Raw genomic sequence first — 11898 nt, 5'->3', positions numbered from 1 at the left:
TAAACACTATCGCTAAGTTGTTTACGGTTATAAGTGTATAACAATTATTTTCAAAAGTCTATGAACAATTTGTGAAATATTTCACAAATGATTTATTTGAGTTAAGCGACAAAAGAACGAACCCGTTGCGGTCAGAATAAATAAGCTATTAACAGAGGGGCGTTTAAAGATGAACGACAATCTTGAAACTGTTGATATTGTTATTTCTTTGTTAGACATTTTTGTATCTTTTCTTGTAGAGGAAAATCCTATTAACGGAATAGCTCTATCACTGCTCTTAGATACTAAAACTGAAGACCGCTTAATCTGGATTTCTAACACTCTTTCGTAATCATAAAAAATAAAAATTAACCAAAACTTTAATTGGCTAAAAAGAATCAACTTCATAGTTTTATATAAGCTAACAATTTATGAGTTTCAGGATTTTGTTGTAAAATCGTAAAATCCTGTGATTCATAAAATTCAATTAATCTATCAATAGGATCAAACTCAACGCATACTATAGACAATGCAACTAAATTATAAATTATTTCACAGTGATGTAAGGCAAAGTTTAAAATTTCCTCTCCCGCAATAACCCCTTTATAATTATCTGATCTACCTAATTGAGCTATTAGTAGAGAGTTAAATACCTCAGCTCTTTTATTATTAGTAAGTATTTTCCTCTTTGTTCCGGATACACCATTTAAAAATGAAAATTCTTTTACTAATAAGGTGAAATAACCTATAATCTCGTCCTGCTTTTCTTCATCAATTACTATGAACGTTCTAGTAAATGATCGCTTTTCGTTTTCTATTGCATTATTATGTAAGAATGACTCCACATCCTTATTTTTTTCACACAAAAAAGAGGAGAGGTACTCGTTAACCTCGACCTCTTCAGTAGGTACTTCCAGTAAACTAGACAAGCTTATGATTTGCATTTTCGTCTTTTAAGAATATTCGCTGCATGAGCTATTCTCTCTTTCTTTGAAAGCATAATATCATTAAAAACGTTTACTTCTGGAATTTTCGTGCGTGGAGTCGCAATAATTTTATCAACTTCATCTTCGTTAAGGGTGAAACGCTCATACAATTTATCTGTACTGGTAGCCATTTCATCTTCCTCCTTATCGCCAATCACATTTACACCACCAAACAATTGTGTGGTAGCTAAGTTTCATATACCAACATATGGTTATTTAAGTTTACTACATGTTAGCTTTGAAAAACAACTGCTTTTCTGCTCCTTAGTTACCCTTTTCCCTATTTTGAGTATTATATGCGCCTTTTATACATTCGTATGCATTTTTTTAATGAAGCCCCCACAGGAGCCTCGCATTTAATTACGCTCCAGCTCGTCCAGCAGCTTAGACTTGACGAATAGTTCAAACATTCTTTTCTCGTCACGGTCAGGCGAACCAGTTCCGTTATGGTTAATCGTTTATCGTCCGTTTTTCTGCCCCTTCTTCGCTTGGACCTTCGAAATATTCGACAAATCCGTCTTAAAGATTGCTAATTCCTTTACTTCGTCAAAATAAAAACCTTCTAATACGCTGATAAATCAAGCCAGTTCGGTATTTGACCGATAAACTGACCGTATCATTTAGCGTAGAAGAAGGTTAATACATGACGCTTTTGGGTTCATTTGGTAGCGTCCCAGGAGAGATTCGAACTCCCGACCGACGCCTTAGAAGGGCGTTGCTCTATCCAGCTGAGCTACTGGGACATAATAAAAATTTTTCATTAAAATATGCTTCGAAACTTAGCATCGTCAATTCTCAACGACAATTACCATTATAGTGCTATAGAATTTCAAAGTCAATATCTCTTTTCATAAAAGACAGGAAGAATTTTCACTCCCTGCCGTTTATACTAAATGTCATCCTAATTGATAAGTCCGGCTTAGATTCTTTATTTCATTTCCTGCTAGATTAAAGAACGTTACCTTTGTTTCCTGATTCACATGCTCCAGAATGACATACGTTTTATCCCTGATCTCTCTAGGCAGCCTGATGCTTCCCGGATTAATGAAAAGCGTGCCATCCACCATTTCCGATCCCGCTATATGCGAGTGACCGAAGCAGACGATATCTGCATTGGTTTCTTCGCTTTTGTATGCCAGGTTCATTAAGGTCATCTTGACATTGTAAAGATGTCCGTGTGCAACGAAAAAATGCAGTCCGCCGATCTCTTCAAGACGTTCGTCGGGGTAGGCTTCATCATAATCACAGTTGCCTCTTACCGTTAGAAAACCCTTCATTTCCGTAGCACGCATCGGCAGCTCCGAATCGCCGCAGTGAATCATAGCGTCCACTTCATGCCCGTGACGTTCCTTAATCAAGTTGATCTCATGAGTCAGTCCGTGACTGTCACTCATAATTAACACCTTCATTACTCTCCCTCTTCCCTTTCGAGAAATTCAACCAGCTTCTCTTCAAGCGCTTTTAAAGCATTAGCTCTGTGGCTGATTGCATTTTTTTCATCGCTGCTGAGTTCGGCCATTGTCCTACCCTTTTCTTTTACGTAAAAAACCGGGTCATAGCCAAACCCGTTTTCACCTGAAGGCTGCTTTGCAATAATGCCTTCAACGCTTCCGGAAACAGTGATAGTCGGCTGGTGCGGGGATGATAAAGCCAAGGCGCAATAAAACCGTGCTGTCCTTTCCGATTCAGGTATCCCTTCGAGCTCACCCAGTACTTTGGCTGTATTGGCGGCATCATCTTTCTCTTCGCCTGCATATCTGGCCGAATAGACCCCCGGCCTCCCATCAAGCGCATCTACAATTAATCCAGAGTCATCCCCAATGACTATACGGCCAAATTCTTTCGCGATCGCTTCTGCTTTTAGAATCGCATTTTCTTCAAAGGTTTCCCCGGTCTCTTCGACATCGATTGAATCTTCTACATCCAAAAGTGTTAAAACCTTATAGCCCTTTGGCTGAAAAAGGCTTTCAAATTCCATTGCTTTGCCTTTATTTTTCGTTGCGATAATGACGTTTTTCATCTCAGCTGTCGCCTTTCGGTATTTTATCAGCGATACTACCGAGGGCCTCTCTTTGGATTTCAAATAATTGCTGCATCCCGCTTTGCGCGCTGGCGAGCAATTCCTGCAGTTCAGTATAGGAAAAAGTAGCTTCCTCTCCCGTCCCCTGCAATTCCACAAATTCTCCGCTTCCGGTCATAATCACGTTCATGTCGACAAGCGCTGCGGAATCCTCGACATAGTTCAAATCAAGCACGATGCCGTGTTCCTTCACTTTGCCGACACTTGTAGCGGCGAGGTAGTTTTTAATCGGGAAGGTGGTGATTTTTTTGTCATCATGAAGCTTATTTAAAGCGAGTGTCATGGCGACGAAAGCACCTGTGATGGAAGCGGTCCGGGTTCCCCCATCCGCTTGAATCACATCGCAATCCAGCCAGATCGTTTTTTCGCCTATCGCTTCCAAGTCAACAATCGCCCGTAGTGCCCTGCCGATCAAGCGCTGAATTTCCATTGTCCGGCCCGTGATCTTTCCCTTGGCAGCTTCTCTGATTGTCCGCTGATTGGTCGCGCGCGGCAGCATGGAATACTCGGCAGTGATCCATCCTTTGCCCTGGCCCCGCATAAAGGGCGGCACACGATCTTCAATGCTTGCGGTACAGATGACTTTTGTATCTCCTACTGTAATTAAGACAGAGCCCTCTGGATGCTTTAAATAGTTCGTCTCAATATGTATCGGCCTTAATTCATTGCTCGATCTTCCATCGAAGCGCATAGTGTGTTCCTCCTTGGTTATTCTTACCTCTGTTTTGTATCAAATATAAAAGAAGGCAGCTTATACCGCATGCCTCCTTGCTAAACTATTTATAGTATATCAAAAAACGTTTTTTAATAACTACCGGTATTGACTTTTTCAGGACGCGTGACGGGTTCAGTCATGGGCTTTCCTTCTTCATCTAGCAGCTTGGCACTTCCTTTTACCTGCAATTCAACACTTTCGATTCCTTTTTGTTCCGTTAAAGACAGCACCAGGGCGTCAAGCATCGTTTTTGAAATTTTCTTTTCCTTAAAGCTTGCAAGAATAGACTCATTGAAATTCAGGATCACTTTTTTGTCGGCCAGCTTTGGTGATTCAAGCAATTCGACATCCCGGACAAAATCAGACATCAAATTAAACGAATAGGAAGGACCTTTAATAAGCTCTTCAATCACAGCTGCGACATTATCCTCATTTGTTTCACTAACCCGCTTTGTCACTGGCACATAATAATTGCTGCCTTTCTCTTCACCGACATAGTAAACCGTTAATGGTTTAGTATTCGTAATATCCGTGACATCGCTCGTATCTAGATTGATGCCTTGGGCGCGGGACAGTTTTTCATCGATTGGCGTACCGTTCACCGGCATTTCTTTCAGCTCGTGTCCGTTGATTTGCAACTTCACTGACTTAACTGAATCAAATTGGGTCAGTGTCCAGGTGATTGCCTGGAGAATCTTCAATTCATCTTCTTTTTTATAATTCTTAAATTCAGGAGAGAAATCCGCAACTGCGACCCCTTTTTCAATATTTACGTCCACCTCGGTATCAGCGGGCAGGACCGGGCGGAATCCATTCGGCAGGATATTGCTGACCGGGCCATTAGCTACCAGATGTTCCAGCGCCTGTTTGGCAACGCCTTGTGAATTTGGGAGCTCTATTGTTTGTGGGACAACATATCCGTTTTTATCAATCAGATATAGCTCTGTTTTGACCGCTTGCTTTCCAGCCTCTTTTGTAGCTTCTGTTTTCTCTTCGCCTTCAGATTCCTCAAGTGCTGAGGCATCATTTTCGTATGACACTTCTTTAGGCGGATCAATTTTGCTGCTTTTTTCGCCTCCCAAGAGCCCGCAGCCTGATAGTAATACTGAAGAGGCCAGGATCGCCGAGACAACTGTTGCTTTAGAAACCTTAGACATCATAATCCCTCCCAGGACAGTTTGTACTACTATTTATACGAGCCCGCAACCGATTTAGACCGATTTTGGAAATAAAGTTTTGAACATATAAAAAAAGACCTCCAGTGGAAGCCTTACTGATTAATCTTTATCGTTTGAACTGAAGTGACGCTTTCGCCAAGCCACGACGATGCAATGCGCTGAAAAATATCTCTCGAACCGGTTGTGAAAAATCGATGGTCCGCCTTTTCATTGCTTTTATTCATCATCTCATTGTGATGGAGGATAACACTAGCTTCACGCGCGGTTTCATCTCCAGATGAAATCACCTTGATCCCGCTTCCCATATAGTTGCTGATTTCGGTGCCAAGAAGCGGATAGTGGGTACATCCCAATATCAATGTATCGATGTTTTTTTCTTTTAAGGGCTTAAGTGTTTCTGCGATAACCTTTTTTACAATCCGTCCTTCAAATTCGCCGCTTTCTACAATCGGTACGAATTTCGGACAGGCCAAGCTGTCTACCCTGACCCACTTATTAATCGATTTCAGAGCTTGATCGTATGCCTGGCTTTTTACTGTGCCAATGGTTCCGATTACCCCAATCTGCAATCTCTTGGACGCTTTTAACGCGGCTCTCGCTCCAGGGTGAATGACGCCCAATACAGGAATGTCCAATTCTTGTTTTATCTCTTCAAGCACAGCAGCGGTAGCTGTATTACAAGCAATAATTAGCATTTTAATATTATGCTTTAATAAATACTCTGTCATCTGCCACGTAAATCTTTTTACTTCATCTAGCGGACGCGGTCCATATGGGCATCGGGCAGTATCGCCTAAATATACGATATTCTCGTTAGGCAGCTGCCGGATAACTTCTTTCGCCACTGTCAGACCGCCGACTCCTGAATCTATAATGCCAATCGGTTGCTTCAAAAATCTCGCCTCATTCTTCTCTCATTTCTTGATGTAATTTAGCCAGGTTTTCATTGAGGGAAGCTATTTCTGTGTCGGAAAAATTACTCAATACATCGGATAAATAATGCTGCCGCTGCTTTATAACTTCATCGATAATCCGACCGCCTTCTTCCAACAGGTGGATCCGGACGACCCTTCGATCTTTCTCATCCTTCACGCGCATGACTAGCTCATTTCTTTCCATGCGATCAATTAGATCTGTCGTTGTGCTGAAAGCAAGGAACATTTTCGTCGAAAGCTCACCAATCGTCATATCGCCATCTTCAAAGAGGAATTGAAGCGCCACGAATTGTGGAGGGGTAATTTTATAGTTGCTTAAAATCTCCCGTCCCTTTTGTTTGATCAGGGAAGACACATACCTCAATTCCTTTTCTATTTCAGCAACATGCTCGATATTTTTATTCATTCTAACACAGCTCCCCAAAATCACATCGTATATAAAACAATTTATCTTACTTATTTTCTATTAAAATCGTTTAAATTTCAAGATGCATTCATTGGGAGTGTACTTTATTATGGCCAAAAAAAATAAAGCAGTAATCTGCAGATGAGTAAAAAAGGACTTACTACGTCCTTTCTTTTATCCACCTGTCAGAATACTGCTCTCCATACCGTGACGTATCCCCGTTGATTTCTTCAGCCAAATCTATGATAAAAAGATAAATTGAAAGCGGTTAATACATCAAAGCTTTAGTTCTCCCATTCGAAGGAGCTCTACTACTGCCTGTGAACGCCCTTTAACTCCAAGCTTTTGCATAGCATTCGAAATATGGTTTCGCACCGTTTTTTCGCTGATAAACAAATCACCTGCTATTTCCTTCGTTGTTTTGTCCTGTACTAATAACTCAAATACTTCTCTTTCTCTTTTGGTGAGTAATGGCTTATGAGTGAAATCGTTCTCCTTCAAGTATTGTAACCCTCCTTGCCTTCACCAGCATAAACCCGGAATGGGTGTCTATTTAGTCATCATATAGTATGTTGGCGAGGCCAAGTGAGTGACTGTTTTCCCTAAAGGGAATGTAATTTTTCTGATGTTGTACTCTTTCTCCAAAAGAATCTTGTTTGCAAGCGGTACACTACATATTTATCAGGCATTTCAAACCTTTTTTTAGTTGCCATTCTAGCTATTATAAAGACCGCTCCCCTGCTTCCTGAACGTGCATTAATCTTTTTGCTTCCTCTGACCATGGAATCGGTTTTCCGGTTGCTTTGGATATTTGTACGATGGTTCCCCTTCCTGTTAAACAAACCGTCCCATCATCTTTTCGGCCCATGTAATGGATATCAACCGATGAATTGCCGATCTTTTCAGGCTTTACTTGGATAAAAAGCTTGTCATTAAAGAAAATTTGTTTTAGGAAATCACATTGTAAATCTGCTACGACCGGTATGGCTTCACCTTTATCTTTCACCCAGTCCTGCATAAATCCGAGTGTTTTGAAGTATTCAATTCTTGCTTCTTCAAAATAAGTAAACGGTACCGTGTTGTTCAAATGGCCAAACATATCTGTTTCTGAAAAGCGCACATTTACTTCATGCTTAAAATGAAAAGATGATGCCCATTCTTCCATATTGCTGATGTATGAAATTCTGCTCATAAAGTTAACTCCTTTTTAATAAAATGAATGGTTATTCATTCATTTTATTAAACTTTCGACAATTAGAAAAGGATTTTGGCATAAAAAGAGGCAACATTCAAAAACTAAAGGGAGAAAAACCTGAAGGGAGTGAGTGGTAATGGATGCTGGACGTGTAAAACAAATATTGTCATCTTCAGCTGATATCGATGTCAGATACAAGGGAACTTCCGTTTGGATCGATAATTTGAATGAGGATGGAAAAACGGCAACTGTTTATTTAAGAGGTGGTGCTTTAAAAGAACGTTCAAATGTCTCAGTTTCAGAGCTTGAGGAAGTCTAGTAAAACAAAAATAAAGGCAGAAGAGATATCGATCTCTTCTGCCTTTATTCAATTAGTTATAATTAAGCTGCATGCTGTTTACCGCATGCTTTCCCCTTCGGAGGATTCTTTTTGTCTTTTTTGTCTTTTTTGTCTTTATTATCTTTATTGTCTTTATTGTCTTTATTACCGTTATTATCTTTTTCCGGTTTTCCAGGTTTGTCTGGTTTTTCAGGTTTTTCAGGTTTTTCAGGACAATCTTTAATTGGCTCCCCTGGTTTTTCTGGAGTTGTCCCATCATCCGCTTTAGAACCCGTCAAAATCCGCCCTTCCACCTCAGGTGAAACCGGACTGTTGTTAGCCAGATGACTGTTCAAGACTTCGTAGTCCACAACAAATAATTCGGTAATCCGGCCTTCGTCTTTCGCCTTCTTAAACATGGTATACCCGTCCCCGCCATCTGCAACGAACGCATTGGTAGCGACTGTATATAATTTATTTACGTCAATAGGCACGAATCCAGTTCCTTCTTTTACTTTCACTCCATACACTCGCTCACCCGCAGGCAATGAAGGATCATACTTGAATTGGATTCCGGCAACCTGCATGAATTGCCCAGCTCCGGTTTCCACAGAAGAAACACTGTGTTCCAAAGCCTGGATCACTTCCTGACCTGTAAGATCAATAGTTACAAGTGTATTTCCAAACGGCATAACTGTAAGTACTTCATCTAGAGTAATGTCACCTTCATTGATGGAAGCACGGATTCCTCCACCATTTTGCATCGCAATCGTTGCGTTCACGCTTTCTTTCGCTTTGGCAAGCATCGCATCCGCCACTAGATTCCCTAGGTTGGTTTCCTTTGTTCTCACATTGGCACGCTCACCATCAAGCGCCACTGTTGTCGACCCCACCACCTGCTTTTTCATTTCCTCGATCGGAGCTCCTAGCTCTGCGAGACGGTTTTTTGCCCACTCATCTTCAGCATAGACATATTCACCCGCTTCATTTTTCTGAACAAGGTCGATCAATTGACCGTTCCACTTGGTTAGTTTTCCGGCTTCATCAAACGTAGCATCCAATCTGCCAAGGAAGTTTCCATATTCTCCTGTCTGAACAACCAGTGTCGGTTCTCCGTCAGCGTTGAACACATCCGGCTGTGCAAGCTTCGTATGAGTATGTCCGCCGACAATTACGTCGATTCCTTCTACTTCATCGGCCAGCTTCTGGTCTACATTGTAACCGAGGTGTGAAAGGACGATAATTTTGTTAACTCCCTGTTCTTTTAATTCAGAAATGGTCGCGCGTGCCTTTTCCGTTGCATTTTCGAAAACAATATTTTCTCCCGGATTCGCCAGGAACGTTGTATCCTCTGTCGTTAAGCCGATTATCCCTACCTCTTCACCGCCCGTTTCCTTTACGGCTGCCGGGTAGATTTTTCCTGACTGTGCCGGATTGCCAATCGAGCCTTCCGCTAAGCTTTGGAGTGCAGGATCTTTGGAAAAATCAATATTGGCGCTGACAAACGGGAATTGTGCCTTGCTTACAAAGTCTGCAAGTACATCAGAAGATTTATCGAATTCATGGTTCCCAAAAGTCATCGCATCATAACCGATTTTGTTCATGAATTCAAGGTCTGCCTGTCCTAGGTATTTAGTGAAATATAGTGTACCTGAGAATACATCGCCCGCATCCACAAGCAAGGAATTCTTTGCTTCGCTGCGGATTTGGTTGATAGCCGTAAACCGTCTTGGCATTTTATCCAGATGAGCATGTGTGTCGTTTGTATGCATAACGGTCAAATCAAATTCTTTAGGTGTCGGTGTTAAATCAAATTGTCCTACCAATGGATCATGGTCGCTCGCCCGTCCATGAACGTCCATATATGGTGAATTGATATTGACTATATCAAATTTATGTTTTTCGGTTAATGATTTGGTTACAAGCATATGGTCAAGTGTCTGCGCGTTTCCTTGATAATTATAGGAAAAACGCTCATTTACAGGCAATGTTTCAACTAAGTTGGTAAGTACATCGCCTTTTAATGCCTTAAGCGTATTTGTAAATTCAAAGTCATTGATATCGCCAAGTACGACTACGTTAGCATCCGGATTTTTTTCCGTGATGCCTTTTACGAAGTTGTTTACGATTTTAGCCAGTTCGATACGTTTCTGCTCGCTCTCTAGGACCGGAGGCTGAACTCGGCCAAACAATGGGTCGTCCCCGCCTTTTGAATTCAAATGGTTGGCGATGACGATTACATCCTGTCCTTTAAAGACGAATTGGGCAGCAAGTGATTTTCTCGTATCCTGAAATAAAGGATTAGCTGGTTCAATGCGTCCAGGGTTCACGGTCAGTGCATTATTTTCGTATGCCACCGCTTCTGTCGTCGTTCCTTTTGGAGCGTCCTTCAAAGAAACGCGGTCAGGATTATACAGATATCCAACACGGATATTCCCGCCCGGTGCACCGCCATCCTGATTATTTTTAGGGGCAATATCGGTAAAGCTGTATGCAGGGCCACCGAGCTCCTTCACTTTATCAATCAGTTTTTGATAGCTTTGCGCGGCATCGGTATTTCCGTCATTCGTTTCGCCGTTATTATCCTGGACCTCAACAAGGCCGATAATATCAGGAGCGTTCAAATCATTAATAAAAGATTCCGCAATGCGAGCTACTTTGCTGTCAGGAGTTGCAGCAGAAAAATTCTCCACATTGTAGGAAGCGATCGTTACTTTATCCGGATCTTTCGCAAATGCCACTTTCTCTACCGGCTTTTCACTTTCCGTTAATGCCGGAAGGGAAGCTGTATCGGCAAGGATTTTATAGTTGCTGTAACCATAACCGACAACACCGGTTACAGTACCGTTAAATTGGTCTCCCGCTTTGGCAACAAAATCCCTGTTAATTAATAGATGGAATCGTTCCGGATTAGAATTGGTTTCGTTCAAAAGAGGACTGTTGAATTTTGTGTAGGTTTTCCCCTCTTCCTTATTGATAATCACAGGAACTTCCCCGTATTTTTGCGGAGCGGTCACCATTGGATTTTCTAAAGCAATCCTCATGCCTTCAAGGCTTTCATAAAAATCGATTCCATCTTCCTCCGGATCAAATTGTCCGAAGCTATCGTTGTCGATCACTTGTGTCGGCACAGGGCGATCCTTGCCGATTACGACAGGTCCCGGGAGCGACTGGTTGGACCCGAGTACTGACACGACAGTCGAGTTAATTTCTGTCATGGCCAGATCTGTTTCCAGTTTTTCAGCGTATCCGTCAAGGACCCACTCCTTGACCGTTCCGTTTACGGAAACAAGATCTCCCTTACGGACACCATGCGCTTTCTTATATACCATCAAGGCATCGGATGTTTTTGGATTATTATCTCCTTCGACATCCTGAACGTAGAAGTTATTGCTGTCGGTTACATGGGTAACAACACCCCGGACGCCTTCGACAGCTTGTCCATTGAATGTTGAATTATGGGATTCACCCTGGATTTCATAAATCTTTGGACCGGGTGCAGGAACTGGAGGTTCCGGCTCTGGAGCTCCATCTGTGAAATTTATTGCTGTTACAGCTTTAATGCCGGGGACTGTGAAATAGGGTTCGATATTCCCCGTTATTTTTATTTTCTTTCCAAGAGCCGCCGGGTTGCTGACCAATCCAAATTGAGCTCTATAGGAGGTTGGAAGCTGAACTGGCATCACTTTCGCATTATCCCGCTCATCAGTAGAATCGGCGATAATGATATTTGTCTCTCCTGAAAAAGGTGCTTCATAGTCATAGGATTTGGTTCCTGTAGCATAGCCGACAATATACCCTTCAACAGTAGCAGGTCCAGTCTTCGTGATTGCTTCCTGCACAGTTAAGGTACCTGTTTCTTCAGCTTGTACTGTCATAAAAGGAGCAGCATTCGAAAAAACTAAGGCTACAATAGCTATGATGAAGACAAGCTTACGATGAATCCTTTTGTTCATTCCCTTTTCCTCCTTGAAAATAGTTTTTCCTTTGACGTGTAAAATATCAGCTTATTTGCGATATTTTGACAAATCTAACTATAATACGTTTTCGTTGAAAAAATATAAGATTTTGGTAGAAAAATTGTAAAGCGACAAAAATGATACAT

The 11898-nt window shown here is 41.7% G+C and carries 13 protein-coding genes and 1 tRNA gene; 2 read left to right on the top strand and 12 right to left on the bottom strand.

What is annotated here, in order from left to right; genetic code table 11:
* Positions 1–169: 169 nt before the first annotated feature.
* Positions 170–331 (top strand): hypothetical protein, encoded by a 162-nt coding sequence (locus LQ216_RS12685; protein WP_230129810.1) that lies wholly within the window; start codon positions 170–172, stop codon positions 329–331.
* 52 nt (positions 332–383) lie between these two features.
* On the opposite strand, the gene LQ216_RS12680 is transcribed toward LQ216_RS12685, so the two are convergent.
* The 11 genes from LQ216_RS12680 to LQ216_RS12630 all read right to left on the bottom strand — a co-directional run bounded on the left by LQ216_RS12680 (position 384) and on the right by LQ216_RS12630 (position 7471).
* Entirely contained in the window at positions 384–908 is a 525-nt protein-coding gene (locus LQ216_RS12680) for a hypothetical protein (protein ID WP_230129809.1), read from the bottom strand.
* A gap of 2 nt (positions 909–910) precedes the next feature.
* Positions 911–1096 (bottom strand): hypothetical protein, encoded by a 186-nt coding sequence (locus LQ216_RS12675; RefSeq protein WP_230129808.1) that lies wholly within the window; start codon positions 1094–1096, stop codon positions 911–913.
* Positions 1097–1634: 538 nt separating this feature from the next.
* Positions 1635–1708 (bottom strand) — tRNA-Arg (locus tag LQ216_RS12670).
* A 153-nt stretch (positions 1709–1861) separates the two neighbouring features.
* The gene (locus tag LQ216_RS12665) at positions 1862–2374 is read right to left on the bottom strand and encodes a metallophosphoesterase (protein WP_230129807.1); all 513 of its coding nucleotides are present in this window, start codon (positions 2372–2374) and stop codon (positions 1862–1864) included.
* Complete coding sequence (locus LQ216_RS12660) at positions 2374–2985, bottom strand: XTP/dITP diphosphatase (protein WP_230129806.1); 612 nt, start codon at positions 2983–2985, stop codon at positions 2374–2376. The genes LQ216_RS12665 and LQ216_RS12660 overlap by 1 nt, the downstream gene beginning before the upstream one ends.
* Before the next feature lies 1 nt (position 2986).
* Positions 2987–3736, bottom strand: coding sequence for a ribonuclease PH (gene rph / locus LQ216_RS12655; protein ID WP_230129799.1), 750 nt, complete (start codon positions 3734–3736; stop codon positions 2987–2989).
* A gap of 113 nt (positions 3737–3849) precedes the next feature.
* Positions 3850–4917 (bottom strand): GerMN domain-containing protein, encoded by a 1068-nt coding sequence (locus LQ216_RS12650; RefSeq protein WP_230129940.1) that lies wholly within the window; start codon positions 4915–4917, stop codon positions 3850–3852.
* Between the two features lie 113 nt (positions 4918–5030).
* On the bottom strand, positions 5031–5831 hold the full coding sequence (racE, locus tag LQ216_RS12645) for a glutamate racemase (protein WP_230129795.1): 801 nt from the start codon (positions 5829–5831) through the stop codon (positions 5031–5033).
* 10 nt (positions 5832–5841) lie between these two features.
* Complete coding sequence (locus tag LQ216_RS12640) at positions 5842–6279, bottom strand: MarR family transcriptional regulator (protein ID WP_230129790.1); 438 nt, start codon at positions 6277–6279, stop codon at positions 5842–5844.
* 276 nt (positions 6280–6555) lie between these two features.
* Positions 6556–6780, bottom strand: a complete 225-nt coding sequence (locus LQ216_RS12635; RefSeq protein ID WP_230129788.1) for a response regulator transcription factor — start codon at positions 6778–6780, stop codon at positions 6556–6558.
* A gap of 220 nt (positions 6781–7000) precedes the next feature.
* Positions 7001–7471, bottom strand: coding sequence for a thioesterase family protein (locus tag LQ216_RS12630; RefSeq protein WP_230129786.1), 471 nt, complete (start codon positions 7469–7471; stop codon positions 7001–7003).
* 139 nt (positions 7472–7610) lie between these two features.
* On the opposite strand from LQ216_RS12630, the gene LQ216_RS12625 reads away from it, so the two are divergent.
* Complete coding sequence (locus LQ216_RS12625; protein ID WP_117306741.1) at positions 7611–7793, top strand: H-type small acid-soluble spore protein; 183 nt, start codon at positions 7611–7613, stop codon at positions 7791–7793.
* Positions 7794–7855: 62 nt separating this feature from the next.
* Here LQ216_RS12625 and LQ216_RS12620 read toward each other — a convergent pair whose 3' ends face one another.
* Positions 7856–11749 carry a 5'-nucleotidase C-terminal domain-containing protein gene (locus LQ216_RS12620; protein ID WP_230129784.1) on the bottom strand — a complete coding sequence of 1298 codons (3894 nt, stop codon included), beginning with the start codon at positions 11747–11749 and terminating at the stop codon, positions 7856–7858.
* Positions 11750–11898 lie beyond the last annotated feature (149 nt).

Origin of the sequence: Bacillus sp. CECT 9360, assembly GCF_918741275.1 — a bacterium.
In the GTDB taxonomy this organism is placed as follows: Bacteria; Bacillota; Bacilli; order Bacillales; family DSM-1321; genus Peribacillus.
Note: the sequence above shows the minus strand (reverse complement) of the source record. Positions and strands in the feature narration are given on the sequence as shown.

Coding starts and splice junctions, on each gene's coding strand:
- rph (WP_230129799.1), bottom strand. CDS start 3,736: ATGCGCTTCGATGGAAGATCGAGCAATGAATTAAGGCCGATACATATT.
- LQ216_RS12625 (WP_117306741.1), top strand. CDS start 7,611: ATGGATGCTGGACGTGTAAAACAAATATTGTCATCTTCAGCTGATATC.
- LQ216_RS12640 (WP_230129790.1), bottom strand. CDS start 6,279: ATGAATAAAAATATCGAGCATGTTGCTGAAATAGAAAAGGAATTGAGG.
- LQ216_RS12650 (WP_230129940.1), bottom strand. CDS start 4,917: ATGTCTAAGGTTTCTAAAGCAACAGTTGTCTCGGCGATCCTGGCCTCT.
- LQ216_RS12665 (WP_230129807.1), bottom strand. CDS start 2,374: ATGAAGGTGTTAATTATGAGTGACAGTCACGGACTGACTCATGAGATC.
- LQ216_RS12685 (WP_230129810.1), top strand. CDS start 170: ATGAACGACAATCTTGAAACTGTTGATATTGTTATTTCTTTGTTAGAC.
- LQ216_RS12660 (WP_230129806.1), bottom strand. CDS start 2,985: ATGAAAAACGTCATTATCGCAACGAAAAATAAAGGCAAAGCAATGGAA.
- LQ216_RS12675 (WP_230129808.1), bottom strand. CDS start 1,096: ATGGCTACCAGTACAGATAAATTGTATGAGCGTTTCACCCTTAACGAA.
- LQ216_RS12620 (WP_230129784.1), bottom strand. CDS start 11,749: ATGAACAAAAGGATTCATCGTAAGCTTGTCTTCATCATAGCTATTGTA.
- LQ216_RS12630 (WP_230129786.1), bottom strand. CDS start 7,471: ATGAGCAGAATTTCATACATCAGCAATATGGAAGAATGGGCATCATCT.